Genomic DNA, 25,459 nt, shown 5'->3' on the forward strand with positions numbered 1-25,459 from the left:
TCCTTACCGTTATAATCAATTCGTTAAAATTTTTCGATATTTGTACGGGATGATGTAAATAATGAAACGCCGTCTCAGAAAACAAGAATACATCTTCGTTGCGTCCTTGCTCTTCGGTCTTGTCTTCGGTGCGGGCAATCTCATCTTTCCTGCCGCGATGGGGCAGCAGGCAGGTACAGCGATGCTGCCCGCGCTCATCGGTTTCTGCATCACAGGCGTCGGGCTGCCGCTCCTCGGCATTGCGGCGATCAGTATTACGGCAAGTGAAAGTCTCTTTGACATCGGCAGAAAGGTCGGACACCGCTTTGCCTATGCCTTCACCTGCGCACTCTACCTCTGCATCGGCCCCCTCTTTGCGATTCCGCGCACGGCGACTGTCTCCTTTCAGGTGGGCGCGGCACCATTCGTTCCGACGTTCATGCAGAGCAAGACACTGCTGACCTTTACCCTCGCATTCTTTGCCATCGTCCTCTACTTTTCCCTGCGCCCCTCGGGCATCCTGATCTGGGTGGGCAAGGTGCTCAACCCGCTCTTTTTGCTCTTCCTCGGCATTCTCATCGTGACAGCAATGATCACGCCGATGGGTACGGTGTGGGATGCCGCCCCCATCGATGCGTATGCGAAGCACGCCTTCTTCACGGGGCTCCTCGAGGGATACAACACAATGGATGTACTCGCCGCGCTTGCGTTCGGAAATATTCTCGTGAACGCAATCCGGCGTCTGGGGCTTACAGAACCAAAGGATCTCTCCTACAGCACGATTGTCTCAGGCGCGTTCAGCACCGCGCTGATGGCGCTCATCTATCTCGCCCTGACCTATGTTGGAGCACAGAGCCGTGCAGTCTACGGCATTGACGCAAACGGCGGCGATGTGCTCGCCCATATTGCGGCGCACTACTTCGGCTCATTCGGCGGCATCCTGCTCGGCATCACGATCACCTGCGCCTGTCTCAAAACCGCCATCGGGCTTGTCACAGCATGCGGCATGACGTTCTCCGCCCTCTTCCCGCACACCCTCTCCTATCCGAAATACGCCATTCTCTTCGCTCTCTTTTCCTTTGCCGTCTCGAACATCGGGCTCAGCCGCATCATTGCATATTCGCTGCCCGTGCTCTACTTTCTCTATCCGCTCGCGATCGTCCTCATCGCGCTGTGCCTGATCGAAGGGCTGATCGGATATCACCGCCCGCTCTACCTCTGCACAATGATCGGCACAGGCATTGCAGCGGCATTTGACTTCTTCCGCGCACTCCCTCCTGCCCTTCATACACTTCCTCTGATGGAGCCCCTTCTTGCACTTGGCAATATCCTTCCGCTTTCCTCCATCGGCATGGGCTGGGTCATCCCATCGCTGATCGGGCTCGCCGTCGGTACACTTGCGTGTGCAGGGCAGAGGCTTGACAGCACTCCGTAATTTCTGATACAATAGCTACGCTTCGGGGAGAGGTGTCCGAGTGGTTTAAGGAGCCGGTCTTGAAAACCGGTGATGCGGCAACGCACCGTGGGTTCGAATCCCACCCTCTCCGCCATAAACTGCAACACAAAAGACGACTGCATGCGCAGTCGTCTTTTTCATATGCAGTCACAGGGTTCCAAAGATGCGGTCGCCCGCGTCGCCAAGCCCCGGCACGATGTAGCCGTGCTCATTGAGACATTTGTCGACGGCGGCAACGTAGATGGGCACATCGGGATGATCCTCAGCCACACGGCGAATCCCCTCAGGAGCGGATACAAGACACATGAGGATGATGTTTTTTGCCCCCTTCTGTTTGAGCAGTGTGAGTGCCGCCGACGCGCTGCCGCCCGTCGCGAGCATCGGGTCCGGAACGATGAGCGTCCGATCCTCCACGCCGCTCGGGAGCTTGGCGTAGTACTCGACAGGCGCGAGCGTCTCCGGATCGCGGTAGAGGCCGATGTGTCCCACGCGTGCGGCGGGAACAAGCGTCAATATACCGTCGAGCATGCCGAGTCCTGCGCGCAGAATCGGTACGATGCCAAGCTTCTTGCCCTCGAGCACCTTTGCACGGCAGGGGGCGACCGGAGTCTCGATCGCCACGTCGCGCAGGGGGAAATCACGCGTGATCTCATAGGCCATGAGCATAGCGATCTCCGAGAGCAGTTCGCGGAACTCCTTTGTCCCCGTCTCCTTCATGCGCATGAGTGTCAGCTTGTGCTGGATGAGCGGATGGTCGACCAGATGGAGATTCGGAATGTCGGACGGATGAAATGTATCAGCCATGGAAAGGCTTCCTTTCTGACAGAAAATTACTCATACAGGGGATATTTCGCACAGAGCGCGGCGACACGGCTGCGCGCCTCCGTGCGACGTGTCTCATCCGTCGGCGCATCGAGAACGCAGGCGATGATCCGCGCCACCTCGCGCATATCCTCCTCGCAGAAGCCGCGCGTCGTGAGGGCGGGCGAGCCGAGACGGATGCCGCTCGTGACGAACGGACTGCGCGGCTCGAACGGGATCGTGTTTCGGTTCGCCGTGATATTGACCTCGTCGAGCAGCGTCTGCGCCTCCTTGCCCGTAACGTCCTTGTTCGTGAGATCAACGAGCATGACATGCGTATCCGTGCCGCCGGACACGATGCGGTAGCCGAGCCTCATCAGCTCATCTGCAAGCGCTGCCGCATTCTTTACCACCTGCGCACCATACTCCTTGAACGAGGGCTGCAGAGCCTCGCCGAGTGCTACCGCCTTTGCTGCAATGACGTGCATCAGGGGGCCGCCCTGAATGCCGGGGAACACCGCCTTGTTGATCTTCGCGCCGAGCTCCTCATCACGTCCGAGGATGATGCCGCCGCGCGGCCCACGCAGGGTCTTGTGCGTGGTCGAGGTGACGACATCCGCATACGGCACAGGGCTCGGATGCTGTCTCGCAGCGACAAGTCCAGCGATATGCGCCATATCGACCATAAAGATCGCACCGACCGCCTTTGCGGTCGCCCCGATGCGCTCAAAGTCAATCGTGCGGGAATATGCCGAAGCACCCGCAATGATCATCTTCGGCCTGTGTTCCTTTGCGAGCGCCTCCAATGCATCGTAGTCAATGCGCTCCGTCTCCTTGTCCACACCGTAGGGAATGACCTTGTAATACGTACCGGAGATGTTGACGGGACTGCCGTGCGTCAGATGCCCGCCGTCCGTCAGATTCATGCCTAGGATCGTATCGCCCGGCTGCAGCAGTGCAAAGAACACCGCCATATTCGCCTGCGCACCCGAATGCGGCTGAACATTTGCCCAGTTTGCAGCAAAGAGCTCCTTCGCACGGTCAATCGCGAGCTGTTCCGCCACGTCAACGTATTCACAGCCGCCGTAGTAGCGCTTGCCGGGATAGCCCTCCGCATACTTGTTCGTGAGGACGCTGCCCTGCGCCTCCATGACCGCGCGGCTGACGATGTTCTCCGAGGCGATAAGTTCCAGCTTCGTACGCTGGCGATTGAGCTCCTCCTCAACCGCCTTGCATACCTGCGGGTCCACCTTGCTCAGGGAATCCATAATGCTCATAAAAACTCTCCTTAATTCGTTTTCTTATCCTGCAGTGCCATGATCTTCTCGACGCGGCGCGCATGCCGCCCTCCCTCAAACTCTGTGCGGATCCACGCGCGCACGATCTCGCCCGCAGGACCAAAGCCCGTCACGCGTCCGCCCATAGCGAGCACATTGGCATCGTTGTGCTTGCGCGACATGATCGCCGAATAGACATCCGTGCAGAGCGCAGCGCGGATGCCGTCAATCTTGTTCGCCGCAATCGAGATGCCGAGCCCCGTACCGCAGAGGACAATGCCGCGATCCGCCTTGCCTGAGACAACATCGGCGCAGACCTTCTCCGCAATATCTGGATAGTCGACCGCCTCCTTGCCGAATGTGCCGACATCCGTCACATGGATATCACCGAATTCGTGAAGCACCATCTTGACCTCTTCTTTGAGATCCACAGCTCCGTGATCACTGCCAATCGTAATATTCATGAAAATGCCCTCCTTCTCACATGTCACAATATTTGCTGTCATTTTAACATAAAACAATGAAAAATAACAGGGCATCACCCAGGATATCAGCGTTGAAAGTGCGGACGAAGGGCAAGCGACAGGAAGAACATCACGGCAGCCGCCGCAACAATCGCCGCCCCTGCTGCGATCCCAAGATAGTACGCCGAAAACAGCCCGACGAGCCCCGAGACAAATGCAATCATGACAGACACGAGATGATATTCCTTGACACTGCGCGCGATGTTGCGCGCGCCAGCCCCCGGCAGCACGAGCAGGGCATTGATGATGAGGATGCCGACCCATTGGATGCTGACGGCGACGACAACGGCGAGCAGGGCGGCGAAGAGCGATTCGATGCCAAAGACGCAGATACCGCGACTGCGCGCAAGCGACGGATTCACCGAGAGCAGCAGCAGCCGATTGAAGAGCATAACCCAGCCGAGGAAAACGAGAGCGTCAACTGCGAGAAGTCCCGCAAGATCAGCGGGCGTAATGCTCAGGATATCGCCGATGAGGAGCGGGGAGAACTTCGAGAAGCCTCCGCCGTGACTCATCATCATGAGCCCGACTGCAATTGCCGTCGAGGAGAACACCCCGATGACCGTATCCGCTGATGCCGCCGTTCGATGTTTGATGTAGGTGATGAGGAGTGCGAACAGCACGGAGAAGAGGATGAGTGACGTAAGCGGCGCAAATATCCCGACGAGTGCGCCCACAGCAATGCCGGTGAACGCCCCGTGCCCGAGCGAGTCCGAGAAGAACGCCATGCGGCTTGAAACTACCATCGTACTGAGCAGCCCGAAGAGCGGGGTCATGAGGAGAATCGCCAGGAGTGCGTTCTTCATGAACGTGTACTCCATCCACGCAAACGGCAGGAGCGTATCGAGGACGCTGTAGATCAGTTCCATACTGTGCCCTCCTCTCCCTCGCCTGCCGCACGCATCTCCAGATGTCGGAGATCAGGCAGGATGCCAAATATCCGCTCCATCTGAGGAGCCGCAAAGACCTCGCACGGCGTTCCCGCAGCCGCGATTCCGTGCTCCATCAGAACGACCTTGTCCGCATGGCGTGCGACCATGCCGAGATCGTGTGAGATCAGTAGGATTGCGAGATCCTCCTGTGCGCGCAGCTCTCCGACAATGTCATAAAAGAGCGTGAGCCCGCTCTGATCGACACCCGATACCGGCTCGTCGAGGAGCAGGAGGTTCGGCATCGGATCCAGTGCAAGCGCGAGCAGAACGCGCTGCAGTTCCCCGCCCGAGAGCGCGCCGAGACGGCGGCCAATCAAGTGCTCTGCGCGTACGCGCGCAAGATTTTTCATGATGCGCGGGCGCAGGGAACGCGTTGGAAAGAGCCAGACAGGGCGTGCCGTGAGGCATGCCATAAAGAGATCCATGACTGTCGTCGGCGCACTCAGATCGAGGCGCAGATACTGCGGCACATAGCCAATGACGGGACGTATGCGCCGATCATCCGCATCGACGAAGCGCAGACTGCCCGTATGCGGCACTTCACCGAGGATGGCACGCAGGAGCGTACTCTTGCCCGCGCCGTTTGCCCCGATGATGGCGGTCAGCTCCCCGCAGTGAACATGCAGGCTGACATGCGAAAAGACTTCGAACGTCCCAAAGGAGACGCCGAAGTCCTCGATTTTAGTGCAGCAGAAATGTGCACAGCCCTCCGCTGCACCTCTGTGATGAAAAATATGCCTGAGCATAATGATCCTTTGTTCTAATCCGTCAGCCGACGGAACTTCCACGTTCCCGCTGCGATGCCGAGCACCGCATAGCCAACAACGACAACAAGTGAGAGCATGGAGAACTCCCCTGTTCCCCCGATGCTGCGCAGGAGATGGCTCGTATGCGTGAGCGGCAGCACTTCCACAATCCAACGCACGACATCCGGCAGTGCCGCTGTCGCGAAGAACGTCCCGCAGAGAAACGACATCGGCAGGAGCACATAGAGGTTGACCTGGCTCATCTCTTCGTAGGTGGAGATATACATCGCCGCGAGGAATCCAATCTCCGCGAAGATCATGCAGTTCAGCGCAAGCACGAGGAGAAACAGCGGCGTAATCATAAAATGTGCGCCGAACAGATAGCTCAGCACCACGATGATCGCCGATGAAATCAGCCCCCGCACGACGGCCCCTGCCACTTTGCCGACAACAAATGCGTCGGGGCGAATCGGCGCAATCAGGTACTCCTCAAGACTCTTGTGATAAACGCGTTCCGCATGCACGGAGATGATGCTGTTAAAGCTGATGTTCATTGAGTTCATCGCGAGAAGTCCCGGCACGAGAAAGTCCAGATACGAGCCCGTGCCCACATCGATACTGCGTCCGAGCCCCCAGCCAAACGCGATGAGAAACATGAGCGGCGAGACCATGCGGCTCAGAATGTATTTCGTCAGACGGCGGCGCAGAACGATCCAATCACGCCAGAACACCGTCCAGATATCCCGCAGCATCAAAGTCCCTCCTTTCGTCCCGTCAGCTCGATGAATACATCCTCGAGATTCGTCGGGCGCAGGAGAACGCGCTGCATCTGCTCCTCAAGCATACGCGCATGAACACGCGCTTCCTCACGTGTGTGGAAAAACTGATAGGCGCGGCCGCCCTCCTCATCCCACTCCACAGCATATGACCCCAAATTCTCACAGAACGCACGCGGTGTCTGCACATCGACAAGCACACCCTTATTGATGATGGACACGCGGTCACAGAGTGCCTCTGCCTCCTCGATGTAGTGCGTCGTCAGAAGCACGGTCACACCGCCCCTAGCGATCTCGCGCACGAGATCCCAGATATGACGGCGAATCTGAGGGTCAAGCGCCACCGTCGGCTCATCCAAAAAGAGCACCTGCGGACGGTGGATCAGTGCGCGTGCGATGAGCAGCCGACGCTTCATCCCGCCGGAGAGGCGGCGCACATTGTCGTTGCGCACCTCGGTCAGCTCCATCTCTGCAAGCAGTTCCTCTATCCGCGCCGTGCGCTCCGCGTGTCCCATGTGATGCAGACGCGCGTGCAGCTCCATATTCTCCCAACAGGTGAGCTCCTGATCGAAATTCACATGCTGCGGCACCACACCGATCCGCTCCTTGACAACACGCGGATCACGGCGGATGTCCGCACCGCCGATACGGATCACGCCGCTCGTCGGCTGCGTCTGCATCGTGAGCATACGGATGATCGTCGTCTTCCCTGCACCGTTCGGACCGAGCAGTCCAAACACCTCACCGTGACGGACGGAGAGGGAGATCCCTGCAACTGCCGTTTTCCACGTCTTTTCCTTTGCCGCATTCGTATGCGGAAATTTCTTGACGAGATCCTCCATCTCAATCATCATCGGTTCCATCAATCTCAATCCGCCCGAAACTGGATGCCCGCCACCAAACGCGCCTTCTCCATCACCGCCATCACCGTCCGCGAGGTTCGGAGCCCCTCCTCCACACGCAGATAGTCCTTGCGTTCAAAGATCTCCCGTATTGCCTCGAACTCGTGCACCATACGATGTTCATACTTGTTCAGCGCATACGTCTTCGGCTCCTTGCCGCGCAGTCCGACTGTAAAGGATGTGAGTTCGTTCGGTGTACCGTCCGCACGAATCCACCCCGACTCCCCCTGAATCAGGAAGAAGGACGGGCTCGAACTGTCCTTTGCCGCCGCCGCCGTTGCAACAAAGCCATCATAGCGCAGCGTCAGCACTCCCGAGGTATCAATCCCGTTGAAGCCGATATTCGCGGTGTAGGAGGCGGACTGCGGACGCCCGAAGAGCGCGACGATGAGCGCAAGGTTGTAGACATTCAGGTCATAAAGTGCCCCGCCCGAAAGCACAGGATCAAACGCCGGCGCCACGTCGCGCGCGAGATAGCGCTCGTAGCGGCTCGAGTACTGCGAGAAATTTGCCTGCACGAGGCGAATGAGTCCGAGCTGCGGGAGCGCGGACAAGATCCCGAGATAGTTTGGCAGGAAGAGCGGTGTCACTGCCTCGAACAGATAGCACCCTGCTGCACGCGCACGCGCGATCAGCTCCTCCGCCTCTGCGAGCGTCGAGGTAAAGGGTTTTTCCACGATGACGTGCCAGCCCGCCTCAATCGCCGCACGTGCATACGAGAAATGCGCGCTGTTCACAATGCCGAGGTAGACAACGTCCGCCTCATGTGCCGCAAGCATTGCCTCGTAGTCCGTCACCGTCTGCGGGACACCGAACTCACGCGCCAATGCCTCCGCTTTCTCCCGACTGTGCGGGCGCGCACAGATTGTTTTCACCTCGACATTTCCCACCTGACGCAGGGCAATGAGTGCCTCCCGCGCAATCATTCCCGTACCGACAATCGCTATCTTCATCGATCAGTTCTCCTTGTTATGCGGAATCCGCTGTCTCCACACGGCAAACATCGTACTCTATTATAACAGGGTACGCATACAAAGAAAAGGGGCTGCTGCGGAAGTGAAACACTTCCGCAGCAACCCCTTCACCGCAGTCTGCGTAAAACGCCGATCTTACTTCATGATTTTGAGATGATCTGCGTCTGCATCCTTGTTCCCCTGCAGAGCATCCCACGCATCATTCGCGCGCTCTACAAATGCAGCCCGAATATTCTTGTTCTCGCCGAGACCGTGCAGATAGGTATTCACCTTAAAGCCCTTGCTCTCAAGAATACTCTTGTGCGAATCCGAATCTTTGCCCGCCATATCGTTGTGTGCATGATCGCCCGCAACCATCATAATCGGCATGAGCGTTACTGTCTTGACATTCGCATTGTTGAGCTTCGGAACGACATCCTCGAGACTCGGCCACCCCTCAACCGTGTAGACGTAGACATTCTTATATCCGAGCGCATCGAGCTTCGCCTGAATCACGGAATAGTAAGCATTGGAAACGTGCGGTGTGCCGTGTGCCATGAGGAGGAGAGCCTCATCCTTGCCAAGCTTCGGGAACTGGCTGGAGACGGCCTTGATGAACTCCGCAACGTCATCCGACTGCTCTTCCTGCCCCTGCCAGTACATAAGCGATGTCCCGCAGGTCATCGTCTTGAACTGTTCTTTATACTCATTGAACACGGCCTTGACATAGGAGTACTCCATGCCCGGGATGACATCAAGCGAGACGAGAGCCACACGCGAGTAGCCGTCTGCCTTGAGTTGTGTCAGCGCCTCCTCGGGGGTCGGATACTTCTTTCCCTCATTCTTTTCGATACGGTCGATGATAATGTGGGAGGTGAATGCCGTCACAACCTTCACACCCGGATGGGCCGCCTGAATGTCACGCACGGTTGCCTCAATCGTCTTTTCACGCGTCTCCTTGAACGTCGTGCCGAAGCTCGCCACGACGATGGCATCCTTGTTCGTGTAGTTCCGCATCTGCGGATTATCATACTTCAGGACACCGATCTCAGACGCCTCCATGAGTGCCGGTGTTGCCGTCTTCACCTCGGGGTTCAGCTCATACGCGGCCTCCGCAGGGCTGTAGGAAAAGCCCAGAACAGCTGAGCAGGCAAGGGATGCGACCAGCATTTTCTTCCAATTCTTCATCCGAATTCCTCCCAAAAAATATAAATTAAAGGCTTTCCTGCAAGAGCAAGAAAGCCTCGTGAAATCATCTCCACGAATCCCCTTCCTGTCACTCGCAGGTATGTGCCTACGGCACACGGTGGATTGTCAGACAGGCAGTTCTCCTGGCTCGGTTCATCACTCCCCTGCGCCTTCCCGGAAGGTCTGTCTTCCAGTGGCTTCCTTGCAGGTTCGCTCCCCTCACAGTGGCGGGACCGCGCCGGCTCCCCCGGCTTCTCTATTAAGCATGTGCCATACAGCACTGCACCTGTCTCCCGTTCATTCAGTTATGCAACAATATGTCACAGCTATTAGAATACATCGTTATGTGTAAATTGTCAATCGGTGCACCGACTTATTTTGACGTGTCCTCTTCCACACGGGAACGCCAACGCCCCTTCTCTGCCGTCGAGGGCTCTGCTGTCTCTTCGACAAATGCGGAAACGGCATCATAGTTCGCGCGGACACCGGACTCCGTGTTCCGATAGGTCACGGCATTCGCCTTTTTCACGCCGATCGCATCCGCCTCCTCCACCGCGTCGATGTTCGCACCGAGGTAGACAAAGTCCCAGCCCGCCTTTTCCTGCTTGTCCGAAATCAGCTGTTTGACCTTCGGCTTAGTGAACTCCGTGCTCGCGTTCTCCATTCCATCCGTGATGATGACGAAGATCACCTTTGTTCCCTCGCGCTCCGAGACGCCCCTCTGCTCCATTCGCAGGATCGTCGCCCCCACGGCATCGAGCAGTGCCGTCGTACCGCCTACCTCGTACTCCTTCGCCATCAGTGGTTTTACGAAATGAATATCCTTGCGCTCGTAGAGCATATCCACCTCATCGTTAAAGAGAACCGTCGTCACACGCACGGGAACGGCGAGTGCTTTCTGTTTCTCGATCATGGCATTAAAGCCGCCAATCGTGTCGGACTCCAGCCCCGACATCGATCCACTCTTATCGAGGATCAGCACAAGCTCGATGCGCTCCGGCTTCTCGGCAGACAGCGGCATCTCCTTTGCCGTCTCCGCCGCGCCGACTGCTGCAAATGCCATGCACAGCAGACAGGCAAGGACAGCAGAATAAATTTTCTTCCACATAGTATGCGACCTCCTTTGCAGTTAGAACATTGAAACAACTTTCTCTGTCCACATCTTATCAGGTTCAAAAGATTATTTCAATCAGGCAAAGGTTAGATGCCAAAACGATATATTGCTGTCTTTGTTTACCTCACCTATTTCAAAAGCATCCACTTTTTCTTTAGTGTTTTCGCAAGTCCTCTGCCAAAGCAAAAATCATCGTACGCTTAAACTTTTCTCCACCGAAAACAAAAAATCCATACGCCGAATGTGACGTACGGATTCTCCTCGATGTGAAATTCCAAGCCGTATTTTCTCCCGTCGTATTTCCCTATTCCTCCTCCGACGTACGTGTTCCACGATTGATTGTTGTAAGTCCGCGGTAAACGGTACCGATATCGAGATCGTCGCCGCGCGACTCCATGTATTTCTCCAGTTTGCGCTTCACACGCTGAAGTGCATTGTCGATGGATTTCACCTGACGGTGCAGATCGACGGCGATCTCCTGATAGGATTTGCCGTCGAGATAGCTCATGAGTACGCGCCATTCAAGGTCGCTCAGGATCTCCTCCATTTTCTGTTCGATGTCAATGAATTCCTCGTGGCTGATCACAAGCTCCTCGGGATCGCTGATGCGTGCGCCCGAGAGCACATCGAGCAGCGTACGGTCGGAGTCCTCGTCATAGATGGGCTTGTTCAGTGATACATAGGAGTTCAGAGGAATGTGCTTCTGCCGCGTCGCCGTCTTGATCGCCGTGATAATCTGGCGCGTAACACAGAGCTCGGCAAACGCACGGAAGGACGATAATTTATCCTCGCGGTAGTCGCGAATCGCCTTGAAGAAGCCGATCATGCCCTCCTGTACGATGTCCTCACGATCTGCACCAATCAGGAAATAGGAACGCGCTTTGGAGCGCACGAAATTACGGTACTTGTTGATGAGATAGTCGAGCGCCTCATCGCCCTCGGCAGTGCGGATGTACGCAAGCAGTTCCTCATCACTGCAGCCGTCATAGATGCTGTTTTCTGCGGCAGTGTCCTCAAGCTCCTCGTCCTCAGCATCGAGTTCGACAGGCTCCAGGTCATCCGGAACCGCCTGCTCCTCATCCAACATGGACTTTTGCTTATCGCCGTAAAAAATCATACGATTGCTCCGTCACTTTCAAAGGATCCTTCCTAATCAGCACTCATGCAAATGATCCGGTACCAATATTATACCTCGATTACAGATTTTCCGTCAAGATACAAAAAGAGAGCCGCCCTGCACACGGCTCTCTCCATATGGTGTCACAGGCGCTCGCGAATGACAACCTTTTCTTCTTCATCCGTATCCCGAAGCATCACGGACACATCCTCCAGTGCGGCGGTCGGGACGTTCTTGCCGACGTAGTCCGCGCGGATGGGCAGTTCCCTGTGCCCGCGGTCGATGAGTACAGCAAGCTGAATCGTGCGCGGACGCCCGATGTCGAGCAGTGCATTCATAGCCGCGCGGATCGTTCGTCCCGTATAGAGTACATCGTCCACGAGAATGACCGTCTTGCCCGTGATATCCAGCGGCATCTCCGTAGGATGCACGATGGGCTGATAGGACAGTTCGTTGAGATCATCGCGGTAGAGCGTGATATCGAGCACGCCGCGCGGCAGCTCACGCTGTTCGATGCGCGCGATCTCGGCGGCAATGCGTGCGGCAATGGGAACACCGCGCGTACGGATTCCAACGAGCACGAGATTTTCCGTTCCTTTGTTCTTCTCTACAATCTCATGTGAGATTCGCATAAGTGCACGCCGAATGCCGTCGTCATCCATGAGCACTGCCTTTTCCCTGAACTGTGTCATATCATCATCTCCTTACTGGTGCAGCACTCGCAGAATCTCCTCCATATCTGCGGGGAGCGGTGCTGTGAACTCCATCTCCGCCCGCGTGCGCGGATGCGTGAGACGAAGAGTCAGCGAGTGCAGCGCCTGTCCCGAAATCGCAAAGGGGTTCTTCTTCGCCGTGTATTTCGTATCGCCGACGAGCGGATGCCCGATGCTCGTCATATGGACGCGGATCTGATGGGTTCGCCCCGTCTCGAGACGGCAGGAAACATAGGTATAGTCGCCGAACCGCTCCAACACTTCAAAATGCGTGGTCGCGGGCTTTCCATTCTCGCGTACAATCGCCATCTTCTTGCGGTCGGTCGGATGCCGTCCAATATCCCCCGTAATTACGCCCGCACGCGGGACGATATTGCCGTGCACAACAGCGCGGTATGTGCGCTGTGCCTCCTTATCCCGAATCTGGCGCGCGAGAAAGTGATGTGCCATGTCATTTTTTGCCGCGACCATAACGCCCGAGGTATCCTTGTCGAGGCGGTGCACGATGCCGGGACGCAGCGCGCCGTTGATGCCGGAGAGATCCTGACAGTGCCAGAGCAGCGCATTGACCAGCGTTCCCGTATAGATGCCCGCAGCAGGGTGAACCACCATGCCTCGTGCCTTGTTGACGATGATGATGTCCGCATCCTCATAGAGCACGTCAAGAGGGATGTCCTCTGCACAAATCTCCACCTCTTCGGCGGGCGGCAGCGTATAGATGATCTCCTCTCCGCCGCGCAGTTTGTAGTTCGCCTTACGCACCGTGCCGTCCACCGTGACCCGCCCATCCTCAATGAGGCGCTGCGCATAGCTGCGCGAGAGATCCGGCAGCTGCCGCACGAGCGCACGATCCAGCCGCTCCCCCGTACAATCTGCGGTAAATGAACTGCTCATCATCGAATTTCCTTCTTCTGCACAAAGAGTGCCCAGAGAACTGCTGCCGTTCCGAGGACGATGGCGATGTCTGCGATGTTGAACACGGGCCATATGCGAAAGTCAAAGAAATCCACAACGTGCCCAAGCCGGATGCGGTCGATCAGATTGCTCACAGCTCCCGCTGCGAGTGCGACGCTGCCGAAGTGAATGAGGCTGCCGCTGCGGTACAGGCGCTCATAGAACGCGGCAAAGACTGCGAAGAACGCGAGTGCCGTCGCGAGAAAGAGCCACTGCTGATCGCGGAAGATTCCAAATGCCGCCCCCGGATTGAGGACGAATGTGATATGAAAAAACGGGGCTGCAACAGGGATGCTCTCCCCCGGCAGCATCGTCTGTTCCACATAGTATTTCACGAGCTGATCGATCAGTAAAATACCCAAGAAAGAAACTGCGGCTTGTACACGTCCGCTCATGGATCTCAACTGTCCTCCTGCTGCTCACTGCGCTCTGCAGCACGCTCTTTTTCCGCCTGTTTCTCCGCTGCCGTGTCAGGCATCTCCGCGATTGCGTCCTCAATGAGCGCAAGCTCCGCCTGCACATTTCCCTTCATGCGGCGCAGAAATTTATGCTTCTCCCGCACAAGGCGTTCGTACTCCGCTACAACCGCACGTACCTTGTCCGCCGCCTCATCGAGTTGTGCTTTCGCCTGAAGCGCTGCCTCACGGCGTATATTCTGCGCCTCCTTGGCAGCCGTCTCGATTGTGAGTTCAGCATTCCGCTTCGCGCTCGCCGTCATGTCCTCGGCGGTTTTCTGTGCCGCCGCGATAGTCTCGCGCATACTCTGCTCGATGCGCCGGAAGTCCTCAATCGTCTCCTTTGCACGTGCGAGATCCGCCTGCAGGCGTTCCTTCTCATCAATCACATCGGCATATGCCTGCATGACTTCGTTCAGGAAGTCGTTGACCTCTGCCTCATTGAATCCGCGAAAGCTTCTCCCAAAATCCTTCGCATGTATATCCATCGGTGTCAGCACACTGCTCCCGCCTTTCCTCAGAAGAACCGGTTCAATACGACGACCGTACGCCCCTTCTTCGTCTGCCCGCGCACCTCGGTCACCTCGACACGCCCGCGGCCGCGCATGGAGAGTACATCCCCCTCCTTGATCGTCTTGGACGCGCTCGCTGCACTCTGCCAGTTGAGCTTCACCTTGTCCGCCGCAATGTCGTCCGCCGCGCGGCTGCGCGAGATTCCAAAGCCCGCTGCAACAATGGAGTCGAGCCGCAGAGAGGCCACCGTCGCACGGATCTCCTTTGTTCGCTCCTCACGCGGCGCGATCTCCTCCAACCTCGAAAGAACTGCCTTGACGCCGACCGCACCGATCATCGTCAGATTGGTTACGATAAAATCTGCAATCTTTGCGTCACAGATAATCTTTGCTGTATCCGGCGCAGGCAGGATGTCCCCAATGAGTTCCCGCTCGATCCCAAGACCCATGACGGCACCGAGCACGTCACGATGCGTGAGGCGCGCGAACTGTCCGTTCCACGCCGCCTCCACACAGGCAATCGCAAAGCCGTCCGGACGCCCCGCGAAATCCCGATGGCGCAGCATGGCACGCTGGCGCTCCGCGCCCGCATAGCCGCCGTCAAAGTCAAGCTGCACATCGTCATAGGCAGCACAGATGATCTCCGCGATCTCCTGCCCGTAGGGATCGAGAAAGGGACTGATCCGGAATTTTACCGTCTTTACGACCGCCTCTGTGAGATCCAGGAGGCGCATCGCCGTCTCCTCGCCCTCCGTCCCGCGATAAAAGCGAAGAATCCGCTCTTTCTGCTGCTCTGCCATTATCCTCTCCCCAACTCTCTGGAACGCTCCGCTCCCGCCAGCACGGCTTCGATGAGTGCCGAGCGCACGCCCGCATGCTCCATGACACGCAGACCTGCGGCGGTGGTGCCCGCCGGACTTGTGACCGCCGCGCGCAAATCGGCGGGCGACTGCTTCGACGTAAGCGCCATCTGTGCGGCTCCCAGCAGCGTCTGCGCTGCAAGCACAGATGCCGTCTCGCGTTTCAGCCCTGCGGCAACACCGCCCTCAACAAGTGCTTCAAGTATCAGGAAGGCATACGCGGGACCGCTGCCCGAGAGCCCCGTCACGGCATCGAGGTCACTCTCATGCACCTCGATGGTACGCCCGGCGGAACCAAGCACCATCTCCGCCGTGCTGCTGTATGCCGTATCCGCATACATCCCGCGTGCATAGGCGGACATTCCCGCTCCCACAGCGAGCGGCGTATTCGGCATCGCACGAATGACGGGATGCTGCGGATATGCCGCCTCGATCTCTGCGATCGTCAGCCCCGCGACAATCGAGAGGATGAGTGCCCCCTTCTTTAAGAGCGGTGCCGTCTCACGCATGGCTGCCGCAGCTGCCGCAGGCTTTACGGCAAGAATGAGCACAGAAATACGGGGCAGAAAGGATTCTGCCCCTACCTGCGCGTGCACGCCGTACCTGTGCATGAGTTCGTCGCAGCGCATTGCCTTGTGCTCGGACACGCTGATCTGTGACGGCGGCAACGTTCCCGCGTGCACCATCCCCGCAGTCAGCGCCTCTGCCATTGCACCGCCGCCGATGATGCCGATCTGAATATCATCGCGCATTGCCGTCTACCTGTTCAGAAACGACATATCATCCCCGAGCCGGTGCTCCTCCTCGGAGTAACTGACATTGACGTTGTGCGGCGCACAGAGGATTACATTGTTGCTGATCTTTTTGATATCGCCGCCCAAGGCATACGTCGTGCCGCTGATGAAGTCAATGATGCGGTTCGCAACACTCTTCTCCGTTTTTTCGAAATTGAGCACGACGGGCTTCTTCTTCTGCAGATTAACCGCCACCTGCTGAGCATCATCGAACGTCTGCGGCTCGATGACGACGACATTCATGCGGTACGCCGCGACCACGTTGTCGATCGTCGAGCCGCCCGCACTGCCGGAGGACGAAGAGAAGTCCGGAAACGCGGAGAGGTTCGCGCCCGTCTCCGCACGCCGATTCGCATGCGATCCAATTTCGGTGACAGAGGCAGACTTCTTTGCCTTCTCGTCTTCCTGCTGCTCGTTTTCCTCTGCCTCATCCTCGGGTGTAATGCCGATGAACTTCGTTGATATTTTCTTAAAGATACTCACAGATCCCTCACACTCCTAGGGCGTTATATTGACGTGCGCCAAAAATCGCCGTGCCGACACGCACGAGATTTGCGCCTTCCTCCACCGCAATTGCGTAATCGTTGGACATCCCCATCGAGAGATAACGGATGTCCGCCGTACGCGGCGCGCATTCCTTTACCTGCTGATAGAGCTCATACATCGCACGGAAGAGCGGGCGACACTCTTCCACATCCTCATAATTCGGCGCAATACACATAAATCCCTGCAAGCGAACGCAGTGCAGTTCATCAATTCGTGCGAGCATTTCGTCCAATTCCTCACGGTCAATGCCGAATTTGCTCTCCTCGCGTGCCAGATTGACCTGTACGAGGATGTTCTGTACTTTGCCGAATTTCTCCGCCGCCTTGTCGATTTCACGCGCAAGCCGCAGGGAGTCCACCGAATGAATGAGGTCAAACTGCCGCACGGCGTGCTTCACCTTATTCGTCTGCAGATGACCGATGAGGTGCCATTTCACCTCGCGTGCTAAGGTCTCAGCCTTATCCAGAGCCTCCTGCACACGGTTCTCGCCGATGTTCGTGATGCCCGCGTCGATGGCTTCCTGCATTGCCGCAACGGGGTGGTTCTTCGTCACGGCAATGAGTTCCACGGGCACATCGTTCGGTATATGCGTGCGCCGTTCACGCGCATCAGCAATCGCCGCGCGCACCTCTTGAATCCGCATTGGGATCGTCATATCCTCACTCATCTCAGCTCCATCACCGCCGCCAACCGTCCCGTCCTGCCGCCTGCGGCACGATAGGAATAGAAGAAACTGCGGTCACACGAGGTACATATGTCCGCACGATCAATATTGTCTGCCAAAACACCCGCTTCCACGAGCTGAATGCTGTTCGCCGCCCAAAGGTCGAGATGGATCTCCTCATCCTGCACCCGCACAAGTTCGGCTGCATGTGCCGAAAATTCTGTACGGAAACGCTCCGCGACCTCTGCACCGACTGTATAGCAGCCTGCCCCGATCGAGGGACCAATCCCCGCAAGCACCTCGGAGGGCGACGTGCCGAATTCCTCGCCCATGCGTTCCACGGTCTTGGCCGCAATCCGCTGCACCGTCCCCTTCCACCCTGCATGGACAAGCCCTGCCGCATTGTGCACGGGATCGTAGAGCAGTACGGGCACACAGTCTGCATAGCAGAGCAGGAGAGTGACACCGCTGTCGTTCGTGACAACGGCATCTGCATCTGCAAGGGTATCCGCATAGTCACGCGCCCCACGTCCCGCATCGCGGCGAAACGCGCGCACAATCTCCGTGCCATGTACCTGCCGGATCGTGCAGATCCGTTCTGCGTCAAGCCCCAGCGCTGCAAGATAGCGCCGCCTGTTCTCCCAGACATGTGCAGGATCGTCACCGACGTGCAGCGCCATGTTGAGCGTATCAAACGGTGCAGGACTCACGCCGCCCTGCCGCGCAGAGAACCCGTGCACAATCCTGTCCTCGGGAAAAATATCGAGCCGCCCGCTCCAGAGATTGTCGCGCATATGCCGCAGTACAAAACTCATACGTTCGTCCTTTCTTCCTTTCTGCCGCAGACGCCGCAACGCGTACAGCCGTCAAAACAGCCAATTGTCTCTTTCAGTGCCGCTGCTTTTTCATACTCCCGCCGCAAATAGCTCTTCGAAAAGCCCATGTCCAGATGTTCCCATGGGAGATATTCCTCTGCCCCCCATGTACGCGTAAGGTAATCCTCGGGAGCAAGCCCCTCCGTGCGCATCTCACTCACGAGATCCTTGCCCCCGCGGCCCACAGCTGCACGCATGAGCGGTTTTCCAAGCCGCCGGTCGCCGCGCGCGAGAATCGCCTGCACAAGGGCCTCCTTCGGCGACTCAAAGTGAACAACGATCTTTTTATGGCGGCGCAGTGCCTGTGTGATCTCCTTCATAATCGCATCGAGCCGTTTCTTGTCTGCCATCGGCATCCACTGGAACGGCGTAAAGGGCTTTGGGACAAACGGGTTCACGCTGAGCGTCAGCGTCCCGCGGCTCCCCTTCTCATCCATATAGGTGCGCAGACGCTCAGCGAGATCGATGATCGCCGCAATGTCCGCTGCCTCCTCGAATGGAAGCCCAACCATGATGTAGAGTTTGAAATTTGGAATATGCGCTGCCGCCCCGAGATCGATTGCCGTAAAGAGATGATGCTCCTCGATGCCCTTGTTGATGACAGCACGCATGCGCGCGCTCCCCGCCTCGGGCGCGAGTGTCAGCGTCTGCAGGCCGCTCGCGGCAAGTGCCTCGACGAGTTCCTGCGTCACCGAGTCCGCACGGAAGGACGCGACAGACATGGAAAGCCCCTCGCCGAGAATGGAGCGGCAGAGTTCGTCGATCTCCGGATAGTCCGAGATCGCCGCCCCCATCAGTCCGATTTTCTTCCCGTAGGGCAGGGCAGCACGTACCTGCTCCTCGATGACGGCGAGAGAGCGGTTGCGCGGACGGCGAAAGCAGTAGCCCGCCATGCAGAAGCGGCAATGTCGTCCGCAGCCGCGCGCCGTCTCGATGAGATAGAGATTGAACTCCGTCTCCTCTGTGACCACGACCGTATGTGCAGGGTATGCATCGAGATCCTCCACCCACTGACGGGCAACAGTGGCCGGTGCATCCGCAGTTGGTGTGAGCGCAGCAATTTTGCCCTCCCCATCATAGGCGGGAACGTAGAGTGCAGGTACATAGACCCCGGGCACACGCGCAAGCCGTCGGAGCAGTGCCCCGCGATCCAGTCCCTCCCGAGCGGCTTCATGGTAGGCATCCATCAGGGCAGGCACAATCACCTCCCCCTCACCGATGACAAAGGCATCCACAATCTCCGCGAGCGGTTCCGGGTTGAACGTCGCACACGGGCCGCCCGCAATGACGAGCGGATCACGCGCACCGCGTTCCGCAGACCGCAGCCGCACATGGCTGAGCGCAAGCATTTTGACGACATTGAAATAATCCATCTCAAAGGAAATGGCAAAGCCGATGACGGCAAAGTCCGCAAGAGGCGTCTGCGTCTCCACGCTCATCATCGGCGTCTGTGTGCGCTCGTAGCGCGGAAGTTCCGTTCGGTCAGGCAGAAAGAAGCGCTCACACGCTGTATCCCCGCGCTGATTGAGAAGATCGTAGATGATGTGAAGTCCGAGGTTCGACATCCCGACAAAGTACGTATTCGGATAGACGAGCGCAAAGCGCGTGCGCCCCCCCGCCGGATAGCGGTAAGCGCCGTGCTCTTTCGCGAATTGCTCCTGCAAACGCCTTTTCAGTCGATGATCCAAGTCGTCCCTCTTTCCGTATCATTACTCCTTCCCGCGGCGCGCACGAAGCGTTTCCAATTCCTCAATAAAATTCGTAATATCATCGAATTTTCGATAGACGGAGGCAAAGCGGATGTACGCGACCTCATCGAAATCCTTCAGCCGCTCCATGACGATCTCACCGATCTTCTCGGACGGCACCTCCGGCTCCGTGCGGTTGCGGATATCGCGCTCGATCTCCGCGACGAAATTCGTGATCTGCTCCATCGAGATGTCACGTTTGTCACAGGAGCGGATGATCCCCGTAAGGAGCTTGTCACGGCTAAACGGCTCGCGGCGATTATCTCTTTTCACCACCATCAGCGGCAGCTTCTCTACCACCTCATAGGTTGTGAAACGCCGCCCACATTCCGCGCACTCACGGCGGCGACGGATCGTCGTTCCATCGTCCGCGGCTCTCGAGTCAATCACCCGACTGTCCGGCTTTTTGCAAAAAGGACATTTCATCGTACTCATCCTTCCTCATGCGCCGTGATTCACTGCGTATTCGCAGCCCCCTTTGCCGGCTTTGCAGGCTTGTCGCTGCCTGCCGTGCTCTTCTCCGCATGTGCAGACGCTTCCGTCGGCAGTGTATCCTTCAGGTCCTTTGTTGTCTTGGTAAAGCGGCGCTCAACAACTTCCCCATTGTCGCCGAACTTGCCAAGCTTCTTCCCGTTGAATGTCACATCCAGTGCACCCGCATTGCCCGCGCGAACGACGACGGATTCCTTGCCCTGCCAGGTTTCCGTCTTGCCCCTTTCGATGATTCCCTCAAAGACGCTCTTGCCGTCGACGCTGACCTCTGTCCAGCAGCGCTCCGCGAGTGTCACGCTCACGCGCACCCCGTCGACATTCGCAGCTGCACGCGTCGCATCGGATGCATCTGCCTCTGCGGCTGCCGATGCCGGAGCAGGCTGCTCCGTCTTGACCGGCGGGGGCGCCGCCGTCTCCCGCGCAGGCGAATTGATCGCGGAGAGCACAGCCGCGCCTCCGCCTACAAGTGCAGCAAGGACGATGATGCCTACCGCAAGTTTGCCAAAGATCCCCGCATAGGACGCGCTCGAACTGCCAATGGAGATCTTCGAGAGCGACTCATCACCGACATTGCTCAGCGATATACGGCGCGTCGGTGCCGGTGTCTCCAGCTCCGGCGCGGAGGGCGCCGATACGCTCCCATTTTCCTCGGCAAACTGCTGCACTAGGTTCTCCGCATTCAGCCCCAAAAACTTCGCATAGTTGCGCACAAAGCCCTTTGCATAGACCATTCCCGGCAGCTCAGCAACATTGCCCCGTTCGATATGCTCAATATAGAGTCCACGAATGCTCGTCCCCTTCTCCACATTGGCAATCGTCAGCCCTTGTTTCTCGCGCTCTCTTCGCAAGATGTCCCCTACCATGAGACTCCCTCCCTGACTTTTGTCACTTCCAGACTACATTGTTCTAATTATACATGAAGTTTCCTGCAAAGACAAATACTTTCAGCATTGCCCCGCAATGGCCAAGATGGTCTCGGCAAACGCAAGAACCTCCGAACGTTCCGTAAAGCGTCCGAGACTCACACGGACGGCGCATTTTGCCTCTTCGGGCGAAAGTCCCATCGCGGTGAGGACGTGGGACGGGTGTGCAGCACCCGCACTGCATGCACTGCCCGCCGATACGGCGAAGCCCGCGAGATCGAGACGGATAAGAAGTACGTCCTGCGTCCTGCCGCGTATGCTGAAGTTAAGGATTCCCGCGAGACGCTTGTCCTGCGCACCGTGAAAGGCAATGCCGTCCACCGCCGCGAGTTTTGCACGCAGCAGCTGCGTATATGCACGCATACGCTCGTCTTCTGCGTCCATCTCCGCGCGTGCAATCTCGGCTGCACGCCCGCATCCGACAATCGCCGCCGTATTCTCCGTGCCCGCGCGGCTGTCGCGTTCCTGTGCGCCGCCATGGAGGAACGGCGTGCATTTCGTTCCGCGCCGCAGATAGAGTACGCCGATGCCCTTGGGGCCGCAGAATTTATGTGCCGAGAAGGACAGTGCGTCGACATGCAGGACATTGACGTCGAGCGGGATATGTCCAGCCGCCTGCACGGCATCCGTATGAAGCGGAATCCCCCGCGCACGGATGCGCGTGCCGATCTCCGCGACCGGCTGTATGGTACCGACCTCGTTGTTCGCCGTCATGATACTGACGAGTGCCGTGTCTGCACGCAGTGCCGCCTCCACGGCGCGGGGCTCGACGCATCCATCCCGATCAACGGGAACCTCAGTTACCGCGAAGCCCCGATGCTCCAGCGCACGGCACGTCTCGCGCACAGCTGCGTGCTCCACAGAGGAGATCACAATGTGTGCGCCGCAGCCCGCCGCCCTGCGTTCCTCCGCAATCCCGCACAGCGCCCAATTGTCGCTCTCTGTACCTCCGCTCGTAAAGTAAATCTCTTCCGGCAGCGCCCCAATCAGTGCTGCTGCCTGTTCCCGCGCGCGTGCAATCGCATGGCGTGCCGCCTGTCCGAAAGAGTGCAGGCTCGACGGATTGCCGTAGATCTCCGTCAAATACGGCTGCATTGTCTCTAGAACACGCGGATCGATCGGGGTTGTCGCCGCGTAGTCGAAATAGATGGGGGCAGGCTTCATTGGTTGCACCCCATGCGATTTTGATTGCGCTGCATGAGATCGGCGAGTGAAATATTGTTCAAGACGGAGTTGATGCTGTCGCGGACTTCCTCCCAGATGCGGCGCGTCACGCAGCTGCCCGCACGCACACAGCTCTGATCGACCGCCTCCGCACTTGTCAGCAGACAGTCTACGAGTGCGATCGGGCCCTCCACAGCCGTGATGATGCGCCCGATCGTCACTTCTTCCGGCGGCAGTGCGAGTGTATAGCCTCCCTGTGCCCCGCGAACACTCTCCACGAGCCCCGCGCGCCGCAGCGGTGCCATCAGCTGCTCCAAGTAGTTCTCCGAGATTCCCTGCGTCTTTGCAATCGTCTTGAGAGGCACAACCCCCTCCCCGTAGTGCAGGGCAAGCTCATAGAGCGCTGTCACACTGTAGCGCCCCTTCGTTGAAAGTTTCATAACATCTCCCAAACGGATGCAGGAATCCTAGTTTGTATCAATACATCGTCATTATAAATGAGATTCGTTTTCCTGTCAAAGATTCCCCGTCGAGCCGAATCCGCCCGCACGCGCAGCACCGCGTCCTGCGGCATCACCGTCCACCGTGAGATAACTCGTAAAGATCCCCTGCGCAATGCATTCACCCGCCTCAATGAACACCGTCTCCTTGCCGTAATTGTAGAGCGGGATGTAGATATGCCCCTCATTCTCCGCGTTTCCGTAGTAATCCGCATCGATCACGCCCACGCTGTTCATCAGCATGAGGCGCTTCTTGAGCGCCGTACTCGAGCGGATGTAGATGAGCAGCACCTCGTCTGGCTGCATATATGCCTTGACTCCCGTCGGGACAAGAGCACATTCTCCCGACGGGATCGCGACCGTCTCCGCCGCCGCGAAGTCATAACCTGTGCTCGCCCCCGTCTTACGCTGCGGCAGATGGATCCCAGAGTTCTCGTAGACCGAAACAATTTCAAATCCGCGTGTCTTCATATCTTCTCCTCAAACAAAAAGCCGCTGCGCCGAATGCGGTGCAGCAGCTTTCCTATGTCCGCACGTTCAGGGCTCTTCAACCATTGTCTTGACCGGCTGCGCCGGGGTAATCGTAGAGATTGCATGCTTGTAAATCATCTGCTGTTTCCCCATTACATCCGCCATGACGACGAAATTGTCAAAACCGCGTACCGTTCCCTTGATCTGGAAACCATTCACGAGATGGATCGTCACAGGAATCCCGTCTTTGCGCACCTGATTGAGAAAATTGTCCTGCAAGTTGATGATTTTTGCCGTCACGCCTGAGCGCTCCTTTCTCGTTCTTCCCTCCATGCACGCACATCTGCAAGGATCGCGTGCAGGAGCTCCGTCTCCGACTGTGCATCTGCATCGTACCAGTGAATATAGGGCATCCGGCGATACCATGTGAGCTGCCGCTTTGCGAAATGCCGCGTCGCCGTCTGAATAGCGAAAATTGCCTCCGCAAGGCTCATCTCACCCGCAAGATATGCCGCTGTCTCCTTGTAGCCGATGCCCTTCATCGCGGGTGCATCGCGCCCGATGCCGCGCGCGAGCAATCCTGCAACCTCATCTGCAAGCCCCGCTGCGAACATTGTCTCCACACGCAGGTTGATGCGCTCGTAGAGATGCGGACGCGCTCGATGCAGCCCAATGACAAAGGCGTCGTAGGGCTGCGTCCCGTTCATCAGCGCACTCTCCTGTGAGATGCGTTCGTCTCCATAGCGCACAACCTCGATCGCACGGATCACACGCCTGAGATTGTTGATGTGCAGGCGCTTTGCTGCCTCGGGATCATGATGCGCGAGGAAGGAATGCACGCGCGCATTCCCGCGCCGCGCAGCAACGCCCTCCATCGCACGGCGAAAAAGTCCCTGCTCCTGCGTCTCGTTGAAAGCATACCCCTCTACGAGAGCCTTGATGTAGAGCCCCGTCCCGCCGACGATAAACGGCAGACGATCCGTGCTTTCATGTTCACGCACAAGGGCAGCGACGCGTGCAGCAAACTCCGTGACGGAGAACGGCTCATCCGCATCCAATATGTCCACGAGATGATGCGTGACACGCGCCCGCTCCTCTGCGGTCGGTTTCGCACTGCCGATGTCGAAGCCGCGATAGATGCACATGGAGTCGCCCGAGACGATATCCGTCCCGAGCACCTCCGCAAGATGAAGGGAAAGCGCCGTCTTCCCCACTGCCGTTGGTCCGACAAGGACGAGCAGCGGACTCTTTGCATGCACGGTCAAAGTTCGATGGTTTCACCGGGTGCAACGACGTTTACCTTTGCGCGCGTCATTGCCTCCGTAACTTCCTTGTAGTGGTTTACTTCCTGCGCGATGACCGGCCACGTATCGTAGTGGATCGGGATGACATGACCTGCATTGAGCCACTGCGCCGCCTGCGCCGCATCCTCGAGACCCATCGTATAGTTGTCACCGATGGGGAGCACCGCATAGTCGATTACATCCTTGCGCCCGATCAGCTGCATATCGCTGAAGAGTGCCGTGTCGCCGGAGTAGTAGACGACCTTGCCGCCGATGTAGACGACAAATCCGCACGCTATACCGCCCGCAACACCTGCACTGTGCTGTGCAAATGTCATGCGCACCTTACCGAACGGCAGACTGAGAGAGCCGCCGATGTTCATCGGATGCGACCGGATCTCTCCGCGTGCCTGCCCCTCGCAGGCAGAGATCACCTCAGGAATCGCAACAATCGCCGCTCCCGTACGCACCGCAATCGCGGGCGCGTCGCCGAGATGATCCCCGTGCGCGTGTGTGAGCAGGATGAAGTCACAGTCGACCTCGTTCGCCGCGATGCTCGACATCGGATTTCCCGTCAGAAATGGATCCACGAGCACCTTGTGCGTCCCGTCATCAAGCAAAAAAGCCGCATGACCATAGTAGCTGAATTTTACCATTGCGACCACTCTCCTATTTCACAGATATTATTATTGTTATTATACGATATGTCAAAACAATGTCAATAGAAAAGCCGCCTCATT

The 25,459-nt window shown here is 57.6% G+C and carries 30 protein-coding genes, 1 tRNA gene and 1 riboswitch; of the genes, 2 read left to right on the forward strand and 29 right to left on the reverse strand.

Annotated features, from left to right (window positions below; all coding sequences use genetic code 11):
- The first annotated feature begins 61 nt into the window (after positions 1-61).
- Positions 62-1,414, forward strand: a complete 1,353-nt coding sequence (brnQ, locus tag BCS37_RS07980) for a branched-chain amino acid transport system II carrier protein (protein WP_069180950.1) — start codon at positions 62-64, stop codon at positions 1,412-1,414.
- A gap of 26 nt (positions 1,415-1,440) precedes the next feature.
- Positions 1,441-1,529 (forward strand) — tRNA-Ser (locus BCS37_RS07985).
- A gap of 53 nt (positions 1,530-1,582) precedes the next feature.
- Here the strand turns inward: BCS37_RS07985 and upp are convergent.
- The 29 genes from upp to BCS37_RS08130 form a co-directional block, all read right to left on the reverse strand.
- Positions 1,583-2,239 (reverse strand): uracil phosphoribosyltransferase, encoded by a 657-nt coding sequence (gene upp / locus BCS37_RS07990; protein WP_069180951.1) that lies wholly within the window; start codon positions 2,237-2,239, stop codon positions 1,583-1,585.
- Positions 2,240-2,265: 26 nt separating this feature from the next.
- Positions 2,266-3,513: a serine hydroxymethyltransferase gene (gene glyA, locus BCS37_RS07995; protein ID WP_069180952.1), complete on the reverse strand. Its 1,248-nt coding sequence runs from the start codon at positions 3,511-3,513 to the stop codon at positions 2,266-2,268.
- Positions 3,514-3,524: 11 nt separating this feature from the next.
- The gene (rpiB, locus tag BCS37_RS08000) at positions 3,525-3,977 is read right to left on the reverse strand and encodes a ribose 5-phosphate isomerase B (protein WP_069180953.1); all 453 of its coding nucleotides are present in this window, start codon (positions 3,975-3,977) and stop codon (positions 3,525-3,527) included.
- A gap of 86 nt (positions 3,978-4,063) precedes the next feature.
- A complete protein-coding gene (locus BCS37_RS08005) occupies positions 4,064-4,906 on the reverse strand; it encodes a metal ABC transporter permease (RefSeq protein WP_069180954.1) in 843 nt (280 codons plus the stop codon).
- Positions 4,897-5,715 (reverse strand): metal ABC transporter ATP-binding protein, encoded by an 819-nt coding sequence (locus BCS37_RS08010; RefSeq protein ID WP_069180955.1) that lies wholly within the window; start codon positions 5,713-5,715, stop codon positions 4,897-4,899. The genes BCS37_RS08005 and BCS37_RS08010 overlap by 10 nt, the downstream gene beginning before the upstream one ends.
- 14 nt (positions 5,716-5,729) lie before the next feature.
- Entirely contained in the window at positions 5,730-6,467 is a 738-nt protein-coding gene (locus BCS37_RS08015) for an ABC transporter permease (RefSeq protein WP_069180956.1), read from the reverse strand.
- Complete coding sequence (locus BCS37_RS08020) at positions 6,467-7,354, reverse strand: ABC transporter ATP-binding protein (RefSeq protein WP_069181574.1); 888 nt, start codon at positions 7,352-7,354, stop codon at positions 6,467-6,469. Before BCS37_RS08020 ends, BCS37_RS08015 begins: the two co-directional genes overlap by 1 nt.
- A gap of 5 nt (positions 7,355-7,359) precedes the next feature.
- Positions 7,360-8,346: a Gfo/Idh/MocA family protein gene (locus BCS37_RS08025; protein WP_069180957.1), complete on the reverse strand. Its 987-nt coding sequence runs from the start codon at positions 8,344-8,346 to the stop codon at positions 7,360-7,362.
- A 156-nt stretch (positions 8,347-8,502) separates the two neighbouring features.
- Positions 8,503-9,534 carry a sirohydrochlorin cobaltochelatase gene (locus BCS37_RS08030; protein ID WP_069180958.1) on the reverse strand — a complete coding sequence of 344 codons (1,032 nt, stop codon included), beginning with the start codon at positions 9,532-9,534 and terminating at the stop codon, positions 8,503-8,505.
- Between the two features lie 116 nt (positions 9,535-9,650).
- A riboswitch (cobalamin riboswitch) is annotated at positions 9,651-9,839 on the reverse strand.
- A gap of 68 nt (positions 9,840-9,907) precedes the next feature.
- Positions 9,908-10,642: a vWA domain-containing protein gene (locus BCS37_RS08035; RefSeq protein ID WP_069180959.1), complete on the reverse strand. Its 735-nt coding sequence runs from the start codon at positions 10,640-10,642 to the stop codon at positions 9,908-9,910.
- A 310-nt stretch (positions 10,643-10,952) separates the two neighbouring features.
- Positions 10,953-11,765: an RNA polymerase sporulation sigma factor SigH gene (gene sigH, locus BCS37_RS08040; RefSeq protein WP_069180960.1), complete on the reverse strand. Its 813-nt coding sequence runs from the start codon at positions 11,763-11,765 to the stop codon at positions 10,953-10,955.
- A gap of 143 nt (positions 11,766-11,908) precedes the next feature.
- Positions 11,909-12,457, reverse strand: coding sequence for a bifunctional pyr operon transcriptional regulator/uracil phosphoribosyltransferase PyrR (gene pyrR / locus BCS37_RS08045; protein WP_069180961.1), 549 nt, complete (start codon positions 12,455-12,457; stop codon positions 11,909-11,911).
- Positions 12,458-12,469: 12 nt separating this feature from the next.
- Positions 12,470-13,372: an RluA family pseudouridine synthase gene (locus tag BCS37_RS08050; RefSeq protein WP_069180962.1), complete on the reverse strand. Its 903-nt coding sequence runs from the start codon at positions 13,370-13,372 to the stop codon at positions 12,470-12,472.
- The gene (gene lspA / locus BCS37_RS08055) at positions 13,372-13,827 is read right to left on the reverse strand and encodes a signal peptidase II (RefSeq protein ID WP_069180963.1); all 456 of its coding nucleotides are present in this window, start codon (positions 13,825-13,827) and stop codon (positions 13,372-13,374) included. Before lspA ends, BCS37_RS08050 begins: the two co-directional genes overlap by 1 nt.
- A 5-nt stretch (positions 13,828-13,832) precedes the next feature.
- Positions 13,833-14,387: a DivIVA domain-containing protein gene (locus tag BCS37_RS08060; RefSeq protein WP_237142700.1), complete on the reverse strand. Its 555-nt coding sequence runs from the start codon at positions 14,385-14,387 to the stop codon at positions 13,833-13,835.
- A 17-nt stretch (positions 14,388-14,404) separates the two neighbouring features.
- Positions 14,405-15,199, reverse strand: coding sequence for a YlmH family RNA-binding protein (locus BCS37_RS08065; RefSeq protein ID WP_069180964.1), 795 nt, complete (start codon positions 15,197-15,199; stop codon positions 14,405-14,407).
- The gene (gene proC / locus BCS37_RS08070; protein ID WP_069180965.1) at positions 15,199-16,011 is read right to left on the reverse strand and encodes a pyrroline-5-carboxylate reductase; all 813 of its coding nucleotides are present in this window, start codon (positions 16,009-16,011) and stop codon (positions 15,199-15,201) included. The genes BCS37_RS08065 and proC overlap by 1 nt, the downstream gene beginning before the upstream one ends.
- 6 nt (positions 16,012-16,017) lie before the next feature.
- Entirely contained in the window at positions 16,018-16,536 is a 519-nt protein-coding gene (locus BCS37_RS08075) for a cell division protein SepF (RefSeq protein ID WP_069180966.1), read from the reverse strand.
- Between the two features lie 7 nt (positions 16,537-16,543).
- Positions 16,544-17,266: a YggS family pyridoxal phosphate-dependent enzyme gene (locus tag BCS37_RS08080; RefSeq protein ID WP_069180967.1), complete on the reverse strand. Its 723-nt coding sequence runs from the start codon at positions 17,264-17,266 to the stop codon at positions 16,544-16,546.
- Positions 17,263-18,078, reverse strand: a complete 816-nt coding sequence (gene pgeF / locus BCS37_RS08085) for a peptidoglycan editing factor PgeF (RefSeq protein ID WP_069180968.1) — start codon at positions 18,076-18,078, stop codon at positions 17,263-17,265. The genes BCS37_RS08080 and pgeF overlap by 4 nt, the downstream gene beginning before the upstream one ends.
- Complete coding sequence (locus tag BCS37_RS08090; protein ID WP_069180969.1) at positions 18,075-19,826, reverse strand: radical SAM protein; 1,752 nt, start codon at positions 19,824-19,826, stop codon at positions 18,075-18,077. The genes pgeF and BCS37_RS08090 overlap by 4 nt, the downstream gene beginning before the upstream one ends.
- Positions 19,827-19,847: 21 nt before the next feature.
- Positions 19,848-20,312, reverse strand: coding sequence for a transcriptional regulator NrdR (nrdR, locus tag BCS37_RS08095; RefSeq protein ID WP_069180970.1), 465 nt, complete (start codon positions 20,310-20,312; stop codon positions 19,848-19,850).
- Between the two features lie 29 nt (positions 20,313-20,341).
- Positions 20,342-21,241: a helix-turn-helix domain-containing protein gene (locus BCS37_RS08100; protein WP_069180971.1), complete on the reverse strand. Its 900-nt coding sequence runs from the start codon at positions 21,239-21,241 to the stop codon at positions 20,342-20,344.
- A gap of 81 nt (positions 21,242-21,322) precedes the next feature.
- Positions 21,323-22,465 carry a cysteine desulfurase family protein gene (locus BCS37_RS08105; protein ID WP_069180972.1) on the reverse strand — a complete coding sequence of 381 codons (1,143 nt, stop codon included), beginning with the start codon at positions 22,463-22,465 and terminating at the stop codon, positions 21,323-21,325.
- Entirely contained in the window at positions 22,462-22,905 is a 444-nt protein-coding gene (locus tag BCS37_RS08110; protein WP_069180973.1) for an RrF2 family transcriptional regulator, read from the reverse strand. Before BCS37_RS08110 ends, BCS37_RS08105 begins: the two co-directional genes overlap by 4 nt.
- A gap of 75 nt (positions 22,906-22,980) precedes the next feature.
- Complete coding sequence (locus tag BCS37_RS08115) at positions 22,981-23,436, reverse strand: deoxyuridine 5'-triphosphate nucleotidohydrolase (protein WP_069180974.1); 456 nt, start codon at positions 23,434-23,436, stop codon at positions 22,981-22,983.
- Between the two features lie 66 nt (positions 23,437-23,502).
- A complete protein-coding gene (gene hfq, locus BCS37_RS08120) occupies positions 23,503-23,736 on the reverse strand; it encodes an RNA chaperone Hfq (protein WP_069180975.1) in 234 nt (77 codons plus the stop codon).
- A complete protein-coding gene (gene miaA / locus BCS37_RS08125; RefSeq protein WP_069180976.1) occupies positions 23,733-24,701 on the reverse strand; it encodes a tRNA (adenosine(37)-N6)-dimethylallyltransferase MiaA in 969 nt (322 codons plus the stop codon). The genes hfq and miaA overlap by 4 nt, the downstream gene beginning before the upstream one ends.
- Positions 24,698-25,375, reverse strand: a complete 678-nt coding sequence (locus tag BCS37_RS08130; RefSeq protein WP_069180977.1) for a metal-dependent hydrolase — start codon at positions 25,373-25,375, stop codon at positions 24,698-24,700. The genes miaA and BCS37_RS08130 overlap by 4 nt, the downstream gene beginning before the upstream one ends.
- Positions 25,376-25,459: the final 84 nt, after the last annotated feature.

This window comes from Selenomonas sp. oral taxon 920, assembly GCF_001717585.1.
Lineage (GTDB): Bacteria > Bacillota > Negativicutes > Selenomonadales > Selenomonadaceae > Centipeda.